Source organism: Thalassotalea agarivorans (genome assembly GCF_030295955.1).
GTDB classification, from domain to species: Bacteria; Pseudomonadota; Gammaproteobacteria; order Enterobacterales; family Alteromonadaceae; genus Thalassotalea_D; species Thalassotalea_D agarivorans.
On record NZ_AP027363.1, the window covers coordinates 486,114 to 506,130 of the forward strand.

At 42.8% G+C, this 20,017-nt stretch carries 15 protein-coding genes; 13 read left to right on the forward strand and 2 right to left on the reverse strand.

The window, feature by feature from the left end; genetic code table 11:
- Positions 1-141: 141 nt before the first annotated feature.
- The 12 genes from QUD85_RS02295 to QUD85_RS02350 all read left to right on the forward strand — a co-directional run bounded on the left by QUD85_RS02295 (position 142) and on the right by QUD85_RS02350 (position 13,423).
- The gene (locus QUD85_RS02295) at positions 142-1,185 is read left to right on the forward strand and encodes a rod shape-determining protein (protein WP_093330458.1); all 1,044 of its coding nucleotides are present in this window, start codon (positions 142-144) and stop codon (positions 1,183-1,185) included.
- Between the two features lie 49 nt (positions 1,186-1,234).
- On the forward strand, positions 1,235-2,092 hold the full coding sequence (gene mreC, locus QUD85_RS02300; protein WP_093330454.1) for a rod shape-determining protein MreC: 858 nt from the start codon (positions 1,235-1,237) through the stop codon (positions 2,090-2,092).
- 3 nt (positions 2,093-2,095) lie between these two features.
- Complete coding sequence (mreD, locus tag QUD85_RS02305) at positions 2,096-2,575, forward strand: rod shape-determining protein MreD (RefSeq protein WP_093330451.1); 480 nt, start codon at positions 2,096-2,098, stop codon at positions 2,573-2,575.
- A gap of 5 nt (positions 2,576-2,580) precedes the next feature.
- Complete coding sequence (locus QUD85_RS02310; protein WP_093330448.1) at positions 2,581-3,162, forward strand: Maf family protein; 582 nt, start codon at positions 2,581-2,583, stop codon at positions 3,160-3,162.
- A gap of 7 nt (positions 3,163-3,169) precedes the next feature.
- Entirely contained in the window at positions 3,170-4,639 is a 1,470-nt protein-coding gene (gene rng / locus QUD85_RS02315; protein ID WP_093330444.1) for a ribonuclease G, read from the forward strand.
- Entirely contained in the window at positions 4,639-8,598 is a 3,960-nt protein-coding gene (locus QUD85_RS02320; RefSeq protein ID WP_093330441.1) for a YhdP family protein, read from the forward strand. The genes rng and QUD85_RS02320 overlap by 1 nt, the downstream gene beginning before the upstream one ends.
- Positions 8,555-9,415 (forward strand): carbon-nitrogen hydrolase family protein, encoded by an 861-nt coding sequence (locus QUD85_RS02325; protein WP_093330438.1) that lies wholly within the window; start codon positions 8,555-8,557, stop codon positions 9,413-9,415. Before QUD85_RS02320 ends, QUD85_RS02325 begins: the two co-directional genes overlap by 44 nt.
- A complete protein-coding gene (gene tldD, locus QUD85_RS02330; protein ID WP_093330436.1) occupies positions 9,415-10,854 on the forward strand; it encodes a metalloprotease TldD in 1,440 nt (479 codons plus the stop codon). The genes QUD85_RS02325 and tldD overlap by 1 nt, the downstream gene beginning before the upstream one ends.
- Before the next feature lie 32 nt (positions 10,855-10,886).
- Entirely contained in the window at positions 10,887-11,996 is a 1,110-nt protein-coding gene (locus QUD85_RS02335) for a tetratricopeptide repeat protein (RefSeq protein WP_093330433.1), read from the forward strand.
- Position 11,997: 1 nt separating this feature from the next.
- Positions 11,998-12,225, forward strand: a complete 228-nt coding sequence (locus QUD85_RS02340) for a DUF350 domain-containing protein (RefSeq protein ID WP_093330429.1) — start codon at positions 11,998-12,000, stop codon at positions 12,223-12,225.
- 93 nt (positions 12,226-12,318) lie between these two features.
- The gene (locus tag QUD85_RS02345; RefSeq protein ID WP_093330426.1) at positions 12,319-12,519 is read left to right on the forward strand and encodes a hypothetical protein; all 201 of its coding nucleotides are present in this window, start codon (positions 12,319-12,321) and stop codon (positions 12,517-12,519) included.
- 31 nt (positions 12,520-12,550) lie between these two features.
- Positions 12,551-13,423, forward strand: a complete 873-nt coding sequence (locus QUD85_RS02350; protein ID WP_093330423.1) for a DMT family transporter — start codon at positions 12,551-12,553, stop codon at positions 13,421-13,423.
- Here QUD85_RS02350 and yjgA read toward each other — a convergent pair.
- On the reverse strand, positions 13,416-13,928 hold the full coding sequence (yjgA, locus tag QUD85_RS02355; protein WP_093330420.1) for a ribosome biogenesis factor YjgA: 513 nt from the start codon (positions 13,926-13,928) through the stop codon (positions 13,416-13,418). The genes QUD85_RS02350 and yjgA overlap by 8 nt on opposite strands.
- A gap of 78 nt (positions 13,929-14,006) precedes the next feature.
- On the opposite strand from yjgA, the gene pmbA reads away from it, so the two are divergent.
- Positions 14,007-15,350 (forward strand): metalloprotease PmbA, encoded by a 1,344-nt coding sequence (gene pmbA / locus QUD85_RS02360; protein WP_093330417.1) that lies wholly within the window; start codon positions 14,007-14,009, stop codon positions 15,348-15,350.
- 282 nt (positions 15,351-15,632) lie between these two features.
- Here the strand turns inward: pmbA and QUD85_RS02365 are convergent, their stop codons facing one another.
- A complete protein-coding gene (locus QUD85_RS02365) occupies positions 15,633-19,982 on the reverse strand; it encodes an alpha-1,6-glucosidase domain-containing protein (RefSeq protein WP_093330414.1) in 4,350 nt (1,449 codons plus the stop codon).
- Positions 19,983-20,017: the final 35 nt, after the last annotated feature.

The window sequence follows — 20,017 nt, forward strand, 5'->3', positions numbered from 1 at the left end:
TAGCATTGATAAAGTTGCACTATACGCCAATAGGGCTATTTAACCTTTAGAAATTTACTTTTCTGTGTTAATTCGCTGGCTCAAGGCAAGACAGAACAATTCAAAAATAACGCCAAAGAATAAACAGGACACCCCTACAGTATGTTTAAGAAATTACGCGGAATGTTCTCTAACGATTTATCCATCGATTTAGGGACCGCAAACACACTTATTTATGTAAAAGATCAAGGTATTGTTCTTAATGAACCTTCTGTGGTGGCAATTCGCCAAGAAAGAGAAGGTGGCCAGAAAAGTGTAGCGGCTGTAGGTACAGCGGCTAAACAAATGTTAGGCCGTACGCCAGGCAATATCGAAGCGATTCGCCCAATGAAAGACGGTGTTATTGCAAACTTTTTTGTAACAGAAAAAATGCTTCAGTACTTCATAAAGCAAGCGCACAACAATAATTTTTTCCGTCCAAGCCCTCGCGTTTTGGTTTGTGTACCTTGTGGTGCGACTCAAGTTGAGAAAAGAGCCATCGAAGATTCTGCGCTAGGAGCAGGAGCACGTGAGGTATTTCTTATCGAAGAACCTATGGCTGCAGCAATCGGTGCCGGTTTACCCGTGTCAGAAGCAACAGGCTCTATGGTTGTTGACATCGGTGGTGGTACAACTGAAGTTGGTATCATATCGCTAAATGGTGTTGTTTATTCTTCATCTGTGCGTATTGGTGGTGACAAATTTGACGAAGCCATCATCAACTATGTTCGCCGTAATTTTGGTAGCTTAATTGGTGAAGCAACGGCTGAAAAAATTAAGCATGAAATCGGTTCAGCATACCCGGGTGAAGAGCTAGTTGAAATTGAAGTTCGCGGTCGTAACCTAGCCGAAGGTGTACCACGTAGTTTCACGTTAAATAGCAATGAAATCCTAGAAGCATTACAAGAGCCGTTAACCGGTATCGTAAGTGCTATCATGGTTGCGCTTGAACAATCGCCACCAGAGCTTGCCTCAGATATATCAGAAAGAGGTATGGTGTTAACAGGTGGTGGTGCTTTGCTAAAAGATTTGGACCGCTTACTAATGGAAGAAACAGGCATTCCTGTGGTCATAGCTGATGAGCCACTAACATGTGTAGCTCGTGGCGGTGGTAAAGCGCTCGAAATGATCGCCGACCACGGCGGAGACCTCTTCTCTTACGTATAATTAAAAGGGAGCTTGCTCCCTTTTTTCATTACTGTGGTATAGACACGCGATGAATCCAATTTTTAAAAATGGCTTATCTATTCAGCAAAGATTGCTTATTTTCATAGTGATCTCTGTTGGCCTGATTTTCATGGATCATCAAATGAAAGCATTTGAAAGTGTGCGTGGCGCCATGCAATCGGTAGTAAGCCCTTTGCAGTATCTTGCCACAACACCAAAAAGAGCGATGACATGGGCGGCAGAAAATGTTGTGACGCGACGTCAGCTAATGCAAGACAACGAAGCGTACAAACTTGAACTCCTCTCTGTTCACGAATCTTTAATGCAATTGGAAATTTTGCGCCAAGAAAACGACCGCTTACGTAATCTACTGGCGTCGCCGTTGCGACCCGAAATTCGTAAAATGGTCGCTGAAGTGCTTTCTGTTGATAGCGATCCCTACACGCATCACGTGGTGATAAATCGTGGCACGGATGATGGTGTCTATGAAGGTCAACCGGTACTTGATGAAACGGGTATTGTTGGTCAAATATTGCATGTTGGTGCAACAAGCTCACGCGTTATTTTAATTACCGATGTTAATCACGCTGTTCCTGTTCGAATTAAGCGAAATGGTATTAGACTTGTCGCCACGGGTACGGGAAAAATTGACCAACTCATTCATAATTTTGTTCCTCATTCAACGGATATAAAAAGCGGCGATATATTGGTTACATCTGGCCTTGGTGGTAAGTATCCTGAAGGTTATCCTGTCGCTGAAGTAACCACAGTGGTGCAAGATGATCGAGCATTCGCCAAAGTGTTAAGTCGCCCAGTGGCGAGCATCGACCGCTTGCGTTATGTGTTGTTGCTTTGGTCTCAGCCAGCTCAACCAAAAAGTATTAAGCCTGATGCGGAGGTCAAATAGCTGATGTTCGCTCATAATGGTTTTATCGTTGTTTTAACCCTATTTATTGCGTTGCTTGCTGCGATTATGCCAATGCCGCTGGGGATTGATTCATTTCGCCCAGATTGGGTGCTAGTCGTCTTATTGTATTGGGCAATGGCGATTCCAGTGCGAGTAAGCGTTGGCACCGCTTGGGTGATGGGATTACTGCTTGATATTCTGCTGGGAAGCCTACTTGGCGTTCACGCCATCGCATTGATGGTACCTGTGTTTATTGCAGCGGTTAATTGCCAAAAAATTCGCAACTTTTCTGTATGGCAACAAGCTTTAGTGGTGGGTGTGTTATCGGCACTGCAACATTTGCTCGTGTTCTGGCTTCAATTTGTATTTTTAGATGTCGTCTTTTTACCTGCTTATCTTTATCCTGTTGTAACAACAGTGATTATTTGGCCTTGGGCGTTCTTATTGTTAAGAAACATTCGCCGTAAGTTTCAAATCAAGTAGGCTTTATGACTTCTCTTGTATTAGCGTCTCAATCACCTCGTCGAGGCCAATTGCTGAGCCAATTAGGTTACAGCTTTACCGTATGCCCTGCGGATATTGATGAAACAGTACTACCAGAAGAAACTCCTCACGCTTATGTAGAGCGGTTAGCAAGACAAAAAGCCTTGTCGGTAGCAGAACAATTTCAAGCGTCTGATGTTATTATTGGTTCGGATACGACCGTTGTACAAAGTGGCAACATTTTAGGGAAACCAAGTGACGAAAATGATTGTCTAACTATGTTGCGATCTCTGTCGAACAATACCCATCAAGTATTAACGGCGATTGCGGTTGTAAGCAATCAAACAGTGGCGTCAGAAGTGGTTGCTACTAACGTGTCGTTTCGTCATTTAAGTGATGAAGAAATTCGCATCTATTGGCAAACAGGTGAACCACAGGATAAAGCAGGTGCTTATGGCATTCAGGGTATTGGTGGGCAGTTTGTCAGTAACATTCACGGTAGCTATTCGGCAGTAGTAGGGCTACCTTTATATGAAACGGCTAATTTATTGAAGTTAGCAGGTATTCGCTCCACTTTTGGACTATAGAGGTAATATGAGCGCTGAATTACTAATCAATGTTACGCCGAGTGAAACACGAGTAGCGTTAATCGAGAATGGCTCTTTGCAAGAAGTGCATATCGAGCGTGAAGCAAAACGCGGCATTGTTGGTAATATTTATCTGGGCAAAGTCATTCGAGTATTGCCTGGGATGCAAGCCGCCTTTGTTGATGTCGGCCTTGAAAAAGCAGCTTTTTTACATGCGTCTGACATAAATTCAAACTTAATTCTCAATGAAAAAGCCGATAAACCATTAGTACAAGTACCTGATATTCGCACCTTAGTGCACGAAGGTCAGCACATCATGGTGCAAGTAGTAAAAGACCCGTTAGGTACTAAAGGGGCTCGTTTAACCACTGAAATAACGGTTGCATCGCGCTACTTAGTGCTTATGCCTAAAGCAAACCATGCGGGAATCTCTCAGCGAATAGAAGAGGAAGTTGAACGCGAGCGTCTGAAACAAATCGTGACGCCATTTTGTGATGAAAACCAAGGGTTTATTGTTCGTACTGCGGCGGAAGGTGCAGGTAAAGAAGAATTAGAACATGATGCGGAATTTTTGGCGCGCGTATGGAAAAAGGTATTAGAGCGAAAGGCGCGTAAGCAAACCAAGTATCCGATTTATCAAGATTTAAGCTTGGCATTTCGTATAATTCGAGACTTCGTTGGTGTGCAGCTAGAGCGCATTCGAGTCGATTCAAAGCTAACCTTTGATCAGTTGATTGAGTTTACCGAAGAATTTGTTCCTGAGCTGACAAAAGTGATGGAGTATTACCCAGGTGAGAGACCGATATTTGACCTTTTCAGTGTTGAAAGTGAAATTCAGCGCGCCTTGCATCGTAAAATTGAATTGAAGTCTGGTGGCTATTTGATTATCGATCAAACAGAAGCAATGACCACCATCGATATTAATACAGGCGCATTTGTTGGTCATCGTAACCTCGAAGAAACCATTTTTAATACCAATATTGAAGCAACTCAGGCTATAGCAAGACAGTTACGATTGAGAAACTTAGGTGGGATCATCATCATCGATTTTATCGATATGTCTAGTGAAGAACATCAAAAGCGAGTGTTACATAGTTTAGATGCGGCCATGGCAAGGGATAAGGTTAAGTACAGTATTAGCGGTTTTTCTTCGCTCGGTTTAGTTGAAATGACCCGCAAGCGCACACGCGAAAGCCTAGAGCACGTGCTTTGTGGTGAATGTGATGTATGTAGTGGCAGAGGCAATTTAAAAACCGTAGAAACGGTCTGTTTTGAAATACTGCGTGAAATTGTGCGAGTTAATCGCGCCTATGACGCAGACAAATTTATTGTATACGCCTCGTCTTCGGTAAGTGAGTCTTTACTTAATGATGAATATCATAACCTGGCGGAGCTCGAAGTGTTTGTTGGCAAGCAGATAAAGATCCAAACTGAGTCTATGTACAATCAAGAACAATTTGACGTGGTGATGGCGTAATGAGTGTTTCTGCAGTAATCAATCGTTGGTTGAATCGGCTATTTAAATTAATAGCCGTAATGCTGGTGTTTGTAGCGGTTGTGATTAGTGCACTTAGACTTTATTTACCATATGCCCACACCCACAAAGATTTGCTGCAAGACTATATTAATGAAGAGTACCAAGCCAATATTGTCATCGACCATTTAGCGCTTGGCTGGGGAGCTCTAGGGCCGACATTGGTGGCAGAAAATGTCCAGTTTTTGGGCCTCGATGATGCTGAGTTAAAGGTCGATCGCGTTAATATTGAAGTGCATATCTGGCGCAGTTTGCTCAACCAAAGCTTAATCACAAAAGATCTCACATTCGATGGCATTGTTGCCAAAGTAGATAGAAACTTATACGCCTCTGACAGAGAACAAGCAGAAGACGCTGATACCTTAGACAATATCATTAACCTCTTTCTTACTCAGGTAGATCGCTTTTCGCTACGTAACAGCCAAGTGGAAGTGACCGACGAAGATGATATTCACCACTATCAAATCGAGCATTTAAACTGGCATAACCAAGGTAGCCGTCACAGAGCTAGCGGTAGTGTACGAATTAAAGGCGTAACACAAAACCATTTGAAACTATTGATTGATGTCACAGGCGACACTCGTGCTGAACTAGCAGGCCAAGCCTACATTGAAGCCAATCAACTTGATGTTGCTCCTTGGATTAAAACAGCCTTTAGCGTCAATGATTTTAATGTTACTTCAAGTATTGATTTAGGTGCTTGGCTGACCATTGTGAATGGGCGCTCAGGCGAATTGCTTGTTGCCTTGAAAGAAACTGAACTTAATTGGCAGGAAGGCCAAAGCCAGCATCAAATCGCACTAGGTTATTCATTTGTTCATCTAACTGATATCAATGAAGTAGAAACGCCAATACAGTTATCAACTTCTGATTTGGTGTTTTCATACAACGATGCACCATACAACCCTATGCATCTGCAAGCGATGTTTAACCAAGAAGACTTTAATCTTTACCTATCGCAATTAGATATCGGGCTATGGCGTAAAATCGTGCCAATGCTTAATCTATCAGACAAGCTTAAGCAGCAAATCAATCAAATGTCACCTGAAGGGCGAGTGGCTGAAGCTTATGTGAAGTATTTGTCGGGCCACTTAAGTGTTGCTGCAGAACTAGATCAAGTGAACGTAGATTTTTATCAGGGTATTCCGGGGATAGATAACCTGTCTTTGTCACTCATATATGATGATGAAACTTTTTACGCAGATATCAAAGCGGTTGATGGCTTTTTGGATTTTGATAAGCACTTTATTTTGCCAATGCCATACAACAGTATTGAAGCGACAGCACAAGGATTATTTAAGGGTGACACGTTTGAAATTGCGGTAACCGACCTTGTGTATGACTCGCCTGAAATACAACTGGTTGGTGACGTAAGGATAGATATTCCTGACAATGAACCTGTCGCCATGTCTTTATTAGCAACCGCAACAGAAGCCGATACCATCAATGCCAATCATTTTTACCCACATTTATTGATGGGCAAGAACTTAGTGGATTACTTAAATGGCGCTATTTTGTCTGGTGAATTGACGCAAGCTGTGGTGCTTTTTAATGGGCCATTTACTCGTTTTCCGTATACCAAGGACAATGCCCATACCGGCGTTTTCATGGTCGATGCAGAACTTGAAAACTCGACCTTTAGATTCCAAAAAGACTGGCCTGCAATCGATCAATTCCATGGCAATTTAAACTTTACCAATAATGGTATGTTAATTACTGGCCGAAGTGGTTCTTTGAAAGGCTTAAATGTAGAGGGTGTTGAAGCAGCTATCGCTGACTTTGGCGAGGGCATTTTAACCGTTAAAACGGATATACAGCCTAGTAACCCAATGTATGTTACGGATTTGATGAATGAAAGCCCGCTTAAAGATTCTGTTGGCGCGACGCTAGAACAAGTTGTGATAACACAGCCGATTCGGGGTGATTTGTATTTGTACATCCCTCTGGATGACGGCTCTCAAACAGTGGCTTCGGGCAACATATTTTTTAACGACAATAATTTACACCTTCAAACGCCGGAAATGCATTTTAAGAAAGTTAACGGAAAACTTAACTTTAACAATGATGTAATTACTGTTGAAGACCTGGATTTGCATTGGAAAGATATGCCGATGGCAATGAAGATTGCTTCTGCAGATAAAGTGTCTCATTACCAAACCGACATCGCTTTGTCTGGTCAATGGCAAACAGACCATTGGCGTCAGCATTTATCGACCGGAATGCATGATTATTTGACCGGAGACTTTTCGTGGCAAGGACAGCTACAACTGAATATGCGCAACAATGGCGATTTTGATTATAAATTTAATGCCAATAGCGATTTAGTTGGCTTTGCAAGCACTGCACCAGCACCGTTATCAAAAACAGCAGAAGCTGATACCGCTTTAGTGGTTAAAGTAGACGGGAATAGGCGCGATTCTGTTGTCGATATTGAACTCGGAAATGCCGCAAAGTTTTATGGTGTATTAGGTCACGAGCAAGTGCAGTTTACGCAAGCGCATTTGATGGTCGGTAATGAACAGATGTTGCTACCACTTAATGGCTTCCATATCAGTGCACATGTAGATACAGCAGAATTTGAACAGTGGAATCCGTTTTTAAAAGAACTGCTCGATGCCGCAGCACCGGCAGAATACTACGAAACGCAAAGTGCCAATCATATTTTTCCTGTACCTGAACGCATTCAAGGCACGGTTGAAAAGCTGACATTGGCGGGTGCGCAAATTGATCAGATGTCGTTCAACTTGCTTGACCAGTCAAACCATTGGTTGTTGCAACTTAATGCGAAACAAACGCGCGCTAAAGTAAAGTTTTATAACGATTGGCTGGAACAAGGCGTCGATATAAATGCAGATTACATTCACTTCGTATCACAACGTCAAGAAGTAGAACAAAACGAAGAAACTGAGATTGTTGCGCCAGACACTACAGCTAGCCCAATAGATGAGCTGCACAATAAGGAAGTTTTTGCCAATATGCCACCGATTAAAGTCAATTGTGCCAGCTGTAAATTTGGGCGTGCCGACTTTGGCTACTTAGTGTTTGATATCCGCAGAAAAGATGATCAAACCTTAGCGCTCGATAATTTAGTGGCAACGCGCGGAAACAATCGTTTGTCGCTTAACGGTAATTGGCAGTTTGATGGTGAAAAATCAACGACTAGCCTTGAAGGTAACCTGCAAATAAAAGACTTAGAGCAAGAGTTAGCATTGTTCGACTATCAATCACTTGTTAAAGAAAGTGGATTAAACACCACCTTTGATGCAAGTTGGCCGGGCGCACCATATGATTATAGTACCGGAAGATTGGCGGCTAAAATTAATGTTAAATTGGACGATGGTTACTTGGACGAAGTCAGTGACAAAGGCGCTCGAATATTTAGCGTTCTAAGCTTGCAGTCTTTGGTTAGAAAACTCAGTTTAGATTTTAGAGATATGTTCAGTGATGGTATGTTCTATACCAAAATTGAAGGCGACTTTACTGTAAACAAAGGTGTGTTGTATACCGATAATTCAATGCTATATGGGCCAGCCGGTGACTTGTCGATTAAAGGAAATACAAACTTAACCAGCGCTATTTTAGACTATCGTTTGTCTTACAAACCTAACCTTACTTCGAGTTTACCTGTGCTAGCATGGATAGCGACATTAAACCCAGTAACCTTCTTAGCAGGTATTGCTATCGACGAAGTGATCACGTCGCAAGTGGTTTCAGAGCTTACGTTTGAGTTAACGGGTAATGTTACAGACCCACAAATAAAAGAAGTTGATCGTAAAACACAGGACATCACTGTGGGCCGTTCTACACCACCTCAAGTGGTGGAAAACAGTATAGAAGAACAACAGGATGAAACCCAAAATGACGGTGAGCAAGAACCTCAACTCGACCAATTCGACAATTAGATTGTCGGCTGTTCAGCTGACTAGTGTTCCCGACATAGATCAAAATCTTGTTGCCATTGAGGCCACTTTGTCGCAATTGCCAACAGCACAGCAGCACCTTGTCGTGCTACCAGAGTGTTGTTTATTTTTTGGTGGCAAAGACAATGAACAGCTCGCTGTTGCTAAACAATATCAAATTGAGATGACGAAAGCGCTTGCCAAACTTGCTCAGCAATTTAAGGTCTATCTTGTCGCGGGTTCCATACCGGTGTTATCGCAAGAGCCTGAAAAATTTACCAACACTAGCTATATTTTCTCACCAGAAGGCGAAGTGCTTTCGCAGTACGATAAGATTCATTTGTTTGACGTTGAAGTAGCGGATAGCAGTCGTCATTATTTAGAATCAACCTACACATTAGCAGGAGATCGCGTTGTTACAACGCAGCTGCCATTTGCCACAATAGGCCAAACTATCTGTTACGATTTGCGTTTTCCTAGCTTGTTTCAAATGTTAGCTAATATGGGCGCTGATGTTATTACTGTGCCAGCAGCGTTTACCAAATTAACGGGTCAAGCCCACTGGTTGCCTCTACTGCAAGCTAGAGCAATCGAAAATCAAGTATATATTGTTGCAGCGGCTCAGTACGGTACCCATAAAAATGGTCGAGAAACTTGGGGGCAAAGTGTTATCATTGACCCTTGGGGTGAAATACTTGCAACTTGCGCACCAACAGAAACGGCAATAAGCGTCGAAATTACGCTGGAAAAACTAGCAAATATTCGTCAAAAAATGCCTGTGCATTCACACAACCAATTTAAGACAGAGCTTAAAAATTAATGAATTTAGTTGAACAGTCATTGCTAGGTGAGAGCCAATTATCTCGCGACAATTTAAATCAAACATTAGCGTCAATTCTGACGCATCAAATTGATTACGCAGATTTGTACTTCCAATCGTCACGCCACGAGAGCTGGGTATTGGAAGACGGCATTGTTAAAGAAGGCTCGTATAATATTGAGCGAGGTGTTGGGGTGCGCGCTATCTCTGGCGAGAAAACTGGCTTTTCCTATTCAGATGACATAAACCCTGCGTCACTGATGCAAGCGGCCGATGCCGCTAGAGCTATCGCAGGCAAAGGACAACAGACCGAGGTCTCACCATTTAGCATGGTTGACGCTAACGCAGTGTATAGTGGAGCTGATCCTCTTGCTAGTTTGAGCCAACAAGCAAAAATTGATTTACTACATGAAGTCGAAGCACATGCACGAAGTGTCGATAGCCGTGTATCGCAAGTTATTGTGAGCTTATCAGGTGTATACGAGCATATGTTAGTAGCAGCCACTGATGGCACCTTTGCTACTGATATACGCCCACTTGTGCGTTTAAACTGCTCTGTTTTAGTTGAACATAACGGCAAACGAGAGCGCGGCACTGGTGGTGGCGGTGGCCGCACAGACTATGCCTATTTTTTCGAACTGGATGGCTCACTACCTCGCTATAAAAATTATGCAGCAGAAGCCGTTAGACAGGCTCTTGTTAACTTGGAAGCTATAGAAGCACCTGCGGGCACCTTACCCGTTGTATTAGGCAATGGTTGGCCAGCGGTACTATTGCATGAAGCTGTTGGACATGGATTAGAAGGTGACTTTAACCGTAAAGGGTCTTCGGCTTTTTCTGGCCGTGTCGGCGAACAAGTTGCATCAGAGTTATGCACTATTGTTGATGACGGTACCCTTGCCAATCGCCGCGGCTCTATTAGCGTTGACGATGAAGGGGTACCTGGCCAATACAATGTGTTGATCGAAAATGGTATTTTGAAAGGGTATATGCAGGATAAACATAATGCTGGCTTGATGGGTGTAAAGCCTACCGGGAATGGCCGCAGAGAATCATATGCTCATCTTCCTATGCCTCGCATGACCAATACTTATATGTTGCCAGGAGAGCACAACCCGAAGGATATTATCTCGTCCGTTAAAAAAGGTATTTATGCGCCTCATTTTGCCGGCGGACAGGTCGATATCACGTCAGGAAAGTTTGTTTTTACCTCTTCTGAAGCCTACTTGATAGAGAACGGCGAAATAACACAACCCATTAAAGGCGCAACGTTAATCGGCAGTGGACCTGAGGCGATGCAAAAGGTGTCTATGGTAGGTAATGATTTATCTCTAGACCTTGGTGTTGGTGTTTGTGGTAAAGACGGGCAAAGCATTCCTGTTGGTGTTGGTCAGCCAACATTAAAGGTAGATGAAATGACGGTAGGTGGCACAAACTAGCTTGTAACCCATAACAATAATAATAAGTATCTATGCCATTAATTATTAGTAAACATGCTATTTATTTGTTTCTATTAATTGCCATCTTTGTTGCGATTAAACACAATAATAAGAGTGATCACGCCCATTTACCTGCTGAAATTCGGCTAGATTTGGACGTGATTGCTATTGATACCTCGCTACGCAATCGCGATTATGACTTGGCATTTTCACTGATAGAACAAGCATTACGCGCGCAGCCACAAGACAATTTAAACGACGTAAGAACAGTCTGGTTGCTCAAGCATCAGGCGGATATATATAAGCGTCGCTATCATTTTCATCTTGCAATTAAATCGCTTGAATCAGTACAAAAAATTTCTCCAAGCAACACCATCGCGCTAAGAATTAGAGATTTACAAAGTTTAATCGATCGCAATCAATCAGAACGTCATAAACGCACAACCTACATTGCAGGTAAAGACGCTGGGCTGTCAAAAACACTAACGGGCACCGTAAACTTAGCTTACGTATATATTAATGATGGTTTAAATCCGCAATGGACAGGCAAGCGGCGTTTAATGAATCAGTCTTACGTGGAAAGGATTGTTGCCTTTTATCAAAGAGAAGCAAAAAAATACAATCAAACACCGCCAACGATTAATGTGCGATATTTTTACATTAGTAGCCCAAAGGGGATTGCCAATAAACTGCTAAGAAAAAATACGACGTTACCTTATTTACTCGAACTACTTGTCAAACAGTCTGCATTTTCATCTGCACAAGCCTTTGTTGACGAGATACGTGGTGACGATGAAAGCAACGAAGTAGCACTTGTGTTCCATTCAAATTTTGAAGGTCGTTCTCACGCATATAGGTGCAGTAATAAATACAGCTACTGCCCAACTGAGTATGCCATGTTGACGGAAAATATATCCCGTAAAAAATATGGTTGGGTGATCGAACAAGTGCAAGCACACGAGATCTTGCATGTATTTGGCGCGGATGACTTGTATCACATCAGCAAAGCGAAAAACTTTGCCGTTACCGACATTATGAATTATTACAGTAGCGACATAAATTACGCTACGATTGATCCTATTACAGCTTGGGCGATAGGTTGGCGAGGCCTTCCTATCGTACCGTTTAACGTGGAGAATTAGTATGGAAGTGTCTACTTTAGAACATAGCATTAGCTTGATGTTAGTTAATTTGAGTTATGCCGTGTTGAGTTTGTTTATCGGGGTAATAGCGCTTGTCATAATCGACAAGTTTATATTTAAAGATGTAGATTTCATGCAAGAAATCAAAAAAGGTAATTTGGCGGTCGCGATATTCCAATCGGTTATTTTGCTCTTTATTGGTATAGTGGTTTCTTCTGCTATGGCTTAAGGTCTATAGTAAGAGAGAAAGTTTTGTGCAACGCAGCGTTTTAGTATTAGCTACAACGCTTCTAGTGATTGCCGGATATTTTAAGGAGCAGCGATGAAAACTGTTTTTACACTATCAGCTATTTTTCTTGTATTAGGTCTTGCCCTAATAGCCTTACTACCTGTTTTAGGGGCGGTTACTTTAGAACAAGCGATGGGCATTGGCATAAAATTCACCATGACTGTTTTCATACTTGCTATTGCAGCGGCGCTTATTGCCTTGCTGACGAAAGAGCGAACTAACACAGAATCATAATTTCTCAGGCGTTAACAGGTCCTATACTTTTATGAAAACAATAATGCTGACCTGTTTGGCTCTTCTCGCTTTTGCTGCAAACTCTGTTTTTTGCCGATTAGCGCTCGCTGAAGGCGAAATTGATGCAGCAAGTTTTACTGTGATCAGGTTAGTATCAGGTGCCTTTGTATTAGCACTCATATTAGCCGCTAGTAAATCAAGCAAAAGCCGTTCAAAAGGCAGTTGGCTCGCCGCCATATCATTGTTTGCCTACGCAGCAGCGTTTACTTATGCTTACCTATCTTTAGATACCGCCACCGGCGCAGTCATTTTGTTTGCCACCGTACAAATCACCATGATTGTAATCAGCGTGATACAAGGGGTGCGACCGTCGATAAGTCAGTGGCTAGGTATTTCGATCGCCTTGATTGGTTTTGTTTATTTGATGCTACCGGGAGTTTCCGTGCCATCATATCTAGGCTTTAGTTTGATGGCATTGTCAGGAGTTTCGTGGGCGCTTTATACCGTGTTAGGTAAAGGTAGCAAACATCCATTAAGCGATACGTGTTTTAATTTTGTACGCACATTACCAATTGCCTGCTTACTGTTGATAGTTGCTTTAAACAATGGTTACGTGTCCTTATCAGGCGTGATGTACGCTATTGCTTCAGGCGCTTTGGCATCAGGTGTAGGTTATACCATTTGGTATATTGCCATCAAAGGGTTGTCGTCGATTCAAGCTGCCGTCGTTCAGTTGCTTGTACCGGTATTGGCGGGTGCTGGCGGCATCATGTTTGCTGATGAACAGTTAACCTATCGATTAGCTATTTCATCAGCATTGATACTGTTCGGCATTTTACTGGTTACCCTTGGCGCTAACATAAAGCGCCAAAGCGGACAGGGCCAGGTAGAAAGCGCTAGCTGATGTGCTCTTTTAAGTAAGCAAGTAGCGCTTTACACTGTTTGCCAGGTTTTTCAGCCTTCATTTCTTTACCGGCCATACGTACTAGCTGACGTAATTTTTGACGCTCCAGTCCATCATGCTCCGATAGCGTTTGTTCTAATAAGCTATTGTCACTAATTAACTGATCGCGTAGTTGCTCCAATTTACTTTGTTGTGCGCTTGCTTGCTGGTGTTTGTTCCCCATAAAATCAAGCGTCGCTTGAATCTCTTCGGTGCCGGTTTCTTGCAACAGTTTCGCGACAAAGCGAACGTGACGTCGAAGTGCCTCTGGTTTGTTGATAATTTTATCAGCCAAAACCATAGCGTCTTTCAATTCGTCATCTAGGGGAAGTTTACTACGCTGCGACTTCGGCAACTTAATAATCTTGTATGCGAAGTCTTGTAGCTGATGCATTTCTTTTTTTACATCAGTCTTACTTTTATATTCTTCATCGAATTCATCGTATTCGTGTTCAGAGTCGTGCATAATACTTGGTCTTAATTCAATAATTAGCGCAAGTATACATCATCTGCTTAAAACACAGAAAGATGAAATAAGGAAAGTATGTCTGAAAAACAGGCCATTGAGCAGCAAATATCGCAAGTTAAGCAACGAGTAGAGGCATCGATTGCACTGGCAAAGACCCTTGGGGCGGACGGTGCTGAAGTGTCAATGAGTCGTCAACAGGGCCTTAACGTAACTACACGATTGGGCGAGGTTGAAACTGTTGAATTTACTAACGATGGTGCTCTTGGCATTACTGTATACAAAGGGGGCCGTAAAGGTAGTGCTTCAACAGCAGATTTGTCTGAGCAAGCCTTACAGCAGGCTGTGCAAGCCGCGGTAAATATTGCGGACTTTACCTCTGTCGATGAATTTTCCGGTTTGGCAGATAAAGAATTACTTGCATTTGATGCGCCGGATTTAGATCTTTATCATCCGCAAACAATCAATACTGAAGAAGCCATTTCTATGGCGTCAGAATGTGAACAACATGCATTGTCATTTAATGACAAAATAACAAATTCTGATGGCGCAACATTCGCTTCTTTTGAAGGTTTCAAAGTGTATGGGAATACTCATGGGTTGCTTGTTGCCTCACCGAGTACACGTCATAGTTTAAGTTGTGTGGTTTTGGCGAGCGATGGTCAGGATATGCAACGAGACTATGCGTACTCTGTCAACCGTGACTTTAGCTTGCTAGATCCGGCAAAAGCGATTGGTGAGAAAGCTGCAAGAGAGACAATCTCTCGCTTAAACAGCCAAAAACTAAGTACTAGAAAAGTACCCGTAATGTTTCGAGCTGACATCGCCAATACACTTTGGGGACATTTTATCGCGGCGATTAGTGGTGGAAACTTGTATCGTAAATCGTCGTTTTTACTTGATGCCTTAGGTCAAGAGATTTTCCCTGATTTCATTACTATTGAAGAAAGGCCACATTTAAAGCGTGCTCTCGCTTCTAGCGCCTTTGATAGTGAAGGTGTCGCGACAATCGATAGAAACATAGTCACCAATGGCCAATTGGATACTTATCTGTTAACCAGCTACTCTGCACGCAAGTTAGGTCGTACAACAACCGGACATGCTGGTGGCATCCACAACTGGCTTGTGCAGCCTAACGGCGGCGACTTTGAACAGATGCTGGCGCAACTTGGTACAGGTTTACTAGTCACTGAATTGATGGGGCAGGGTGTTAACGTCGTAAATGGCGATTACTCTCGTGGCGCTGCTGGTTTTTGGGTTGAAAACGGCGAAATTAAGTATCCCGTATCGGAAATCACTATTGCAGGCAACTTGAAAGAGATGTTTGCCAATATCGTTGCTGTGGGCAGTGACATTGATATGCACGGCAGCATTCGCACGGGCTCTATTTTAGTAGAGCAAATGCAAATAGCCGGCAGTTAATTTTTTTAACATTTGGGGTCAGAACATGTTCTGACCCCAAATGTTTTGAGCAAATAAAAAGGAGCCAAATGGCTCCTTTTTTTGTCTATAGCTTCCTAGTAAAAATCTACCCATAAATAAGTAAGAGCCAGAATTTTATAGGGATGAGGGCCAAATATAATATTTGTAATGCAAATAGGAGTTAATTAGCCGTATACAAAAAATGGGGTCAGAACATGTTCTGACCCCAAATGTTTTAGGCAAAAAAAAGGGGCCAAATGGCCCCCTTTTTTTTGTTTGCGATTAGTTCGCTTTTGTTACTGCTAGTGTCAGGTTCAGTGGATCTGGACCTGTAACAGTAAAGACGTAATCACCTGCTTCTTCGATCGTCATCGTGAAGTTGGTTTGAGAGTCTTGTACTAAAGCTTCTTCAACATCGACAACCACTTCAGCATCTTCTGCAGAGGTTGCACCTAAGTTGAATGTTGACCAGTCGCCTGATGCTACTTTGAACTCATAGCTTTGAGCGTCTAATGCAATCGTTACACTGTATTGGCTCGCACCATGGTAAGTTAGTGCATCAACTTCACCCCAACCATTCATACCGCCGCGGATAAATACAGTTGTTGCGCCAAACATTTCAGCGTTGTAAACCGTTAAGATAGGCTCTTCAATGTTTGAAGCGTCTAAAATAAAGGTGTACTCACCGTCATCGAAGTTCATGTAGAAGTTGTCATTAGAACCTGCAACCACTAGTTGCTCTTCACCAGGCAAGACTTCTTTATCGTCTGCTGGTGCACCTAAGTTTACAGTAGACCAATCAGCAGAGGCTAACTTGAAGTTTTTCTCACCAGCTTCAATCGTTGTTGTTACACTGAAACGACCTTCACCTAAGTAAGTCATTGCATCTGATTCACCCCAACCATTCATATCGCCGCGCAGTAGCACAGTGTTACCGAAGAATGGATTTTCGTTGCGGACATTCAGCACAGGACTTTCTGTATTTGATGCGTCTAACGAGAAAATGTACGTCGCGTCAGCTGCAATCGTAATGCTTAAGTTGTCGTTACTACCAGGTAATAGCGTAAAGTCTTCACCTTCAACAACCATATTGTCGGCTGCAGATGGTGCACCTAAGTTAATGGTAGACCAATCTTCAGAAGCAACTTTAAAGCTATATGAACCAGCAGAAAGCGTTAATGCAACTTCATAGATGCCTGAACCTTTATAAGTCATCTGATCTACGTCTGCCCAACCGTTCATTTCGCCTTTAACAAATGGGAAAGTATCACCGTAAGGCACTACGTCTGGCGCACCAGAAGTTGCAGTGGCTAGTAAACCTGTACCTTGAGCTTCGCCTTGTGGCAACACAAAGACAGCTGTTGTAAACGCAGGAACGGTAAATGTACCTTCGCCTTCACCGTCAGTGAAACTTGCGCTTGCTACGCTACTGTCAACTGAGGCTTGTTGCACAGGATGTAGACTAAAGCCTGCTGCTGTAGCAACAGTGTGGCTTAATTCATTCGCACTACCATTCACAACAACCACGATTGCATCAACAGTAGGGTCTAAGTCTTCAAGGCCCGTACCATCATCAATACTCATCACAATTAGACCTTGCGTTTGACGTTTGCCAATGTTGTGGAAACCAACACGGTCAATGACGTCTTGCGCTGTCGCTAAACGGAAAAGCTTACTTGTAGTTCTGATTTGTAAGAACTCGTTGAATACATTGCTTGCAAACTCGATCTCGTTGAATCCAGCCTGTGCAGAAGGGTTAGAAAGTGTCGCCACTAACGTATCTTCGTCAATCTTTTCACCACTAAATGGCGCAGTTTCTGGACGCTCTAACGGTAAGCCGATATTGAAGTTGTTGCTTTGATACGTGAAATCTACTTTGTTGAACCAATCACCTGCATCGTAAGTATTGCGATCTAATGACTTAGAACGCAGCATGTCACCACCTAATTGGAAAAATGGTACACCTTGCGAAAGTAAAATGATTGATTGCGACAAGTTTTGGATACGTACACGGTTCTCTAACGAAATGTCGTAAGGTAGTTTAAGTTGTAGCTGATCCCATAACGTTTCGTTGTCATGCTTAGAAATGTAGTTCACTACATCAGCAGGGTCTTTTGCGTACATGCTTTGGTTGTATGCACTACCTAACGTAGGTGTGCCTTTAAAGCTTGTTAGTACGTAATCTGCTAAAGAGCCAGCTAAACCAAACTTAATGATGTCTTGTTTAATAAATGGACCATCTTCAAAGTCGATGCCCGAGAACAATTCACCTGTTCTAATGCCGTCACGAAGGCGGTCATTAAACGTCGATATTTCAGTACCAGCCATGTTGAATTGGTCAGCATGTTCAAATCCACGATTCGCACGACCCCAACCTTCACCATAGAAGTAGTTGTCTGCATCTACCGCCTGAACTGCATCACGCGCTGCCAACATTTGTTCTTTTGAACCATGGCTCATGATATCAAAGCGGAAACCATCAAACTTGTATTGCTCTGTCCAAAGTACTAAAGAGTCCACCATGAACTTGTCCATCATGCGATGTTCAAGTGCTGTATCGTTACAACAGGTATCTTGAATCACGGCACCAGAAACAACGTCACGACTGTGGTAATAACCAGGAACAACTTTATCAAATACTGAATTATCCCAAAGGCCTGCAGAGTTTGTGTGGTTGTACACAACGTCTAATACAACGCGTAAACCAACTTCATGCAATGCTTGCACCATGGCTCGCATTTCTACAATTCTTGCAACACCATCCGCGTCACTTGCATAGCTACCATCAGGTACATTGAAGTGTTTAGGATCATAACCCCAGTTGAAGCTATCATAGCCGCGCAATGCATCTACTAATTTAGCCGCATCGTCTGTGTAAGTAGAGTAACCTTCAAGTACAGAAAGAATTGTCGCGTTGTCATCTTCTACACCACAAACTGGTGCATCCGCTTTAACCGCACATAGATCTGCTACAGTATCGTGTAAATCTACTTTATCTTCATCACTTTCGTTGACAGAGGCTAGATCGTTAGCTGGTAACATATGGAAATGCGTTAAACCACTATCTGCAAGCTTTTGTAAATGCTGTACAGGCGCGCTATCCATTTCTGTAAACGCTAAATATTTACCACGATTTGCTTCGCTTGTGCTCTCATCTAATACACTGAAGTCACGAATATGACCTTCATAAATAACAGCGTCTTCTGGTGCACTACCTGCTGGAACAGTATGGTCTACCCATCCGTCTGGTTGTAAGTCTGCGTCGCTTAAATTAACGAACTGAGAATACATACCGTTAGTCGACAAACTGACTGAATAAGGGTCAGTAACCGTCACCGTTTCAATTTGTGCATTTTGTGGATGGAACAATACAATTTCATACTGATAGAACATACGGTCCATGCTGACATCTGCCGCATAAGACCAAATACCCGTGTCGCTACTTTCAGTCATTGCATGACTTGCAACTTCAGCTTTACTCGCATCGAATACTTTTAATGTAACGCTTTGCGCTGTTGGTGCCCAAAGAGCTACATCAATCATATTGTTGTTATAGCTAACGCCTAGTGTGGCTTCGTCAGCATCGGCTTCACCCGCTGTGTATAGTGCGTCTAATACTAGGTCAGCTTGTACCGCACTTGCTGCGATAGTTTCGCCATCAGCGTTTGCACCAACTACAACGAGTTGAGATTTTAATAGTGATTTAGCTTGCTCAGCAGACACATCAAGTTGGTAAGCCGGCCAATCGCTAACTTTCGGTGCAGCTGCTTTTTGTTCATCGGTCAATTCAGCTGGAACAAGAGCAATCTTACTGCCATTGAAGACATCATTTTCGTCTGCTTCAATGCCCGCTGTCATAGAGTGATGTAGTGCAACATCAGTTACTGTGTCAGCAAGTGGATTATCGATAAACCAAACGAATGTATTTGCGTCAATCCAGTGAGCAGCAGCATCTTTTACTGATACTGGTTGCTTGCCTAAGCTTACCACTGGGTATTCAAATACTGATGGCACGCCATCAAAAGTAAAGTTCATACGCGCATAATCAGGATCGTCTTGTTGTAGAGGCATTTGGAAATCACCACTACCTAACGCTTTACCTGCATCGTCTGTACCAATATGGATAATAAAGTTACCACACTCGCCATAACCGTCTTTCAGGTTAAGGATCCAGTAAGCACCATAAGTTGGATCAACACCGTCATGTACGTGGCCATTTGCCCAATCAGTAGTGTCGTGTGGCGCAGCATATGCGTCACAAAAATCACTGTTCCAGGTGTGCAGGCGATAGCCTTCATAAGAAGGATCGTCACTTTCGTTTGTAGCGCCTAGTGCCGCACGATTGTAGTAAACTACCGCTTCGTTTTCCGCTGGAAAATAAATTGGCAATGGTGCATTAGGATCAACACCAACTACACAGTTTTCATTTAATGCATCCGGGACTGTCGGCGCAGGACATTGGATAGGTTCTGGTTCGACACATGTTGTGCCTGTTGCGTCAGGTACCATAGGTACATCACAGGTCAGCAATACTTCACCCGCATCTAAATCACTTTCGCCGCCACAAGCAGTTAAGAAAAGTGAAAATAGTGCGACAAAAAGCATTCTTGCTAAATAAGTTGTCGTTTTCATTATTTTTTCCTTATTTTTATTACTTAAGTGCACTC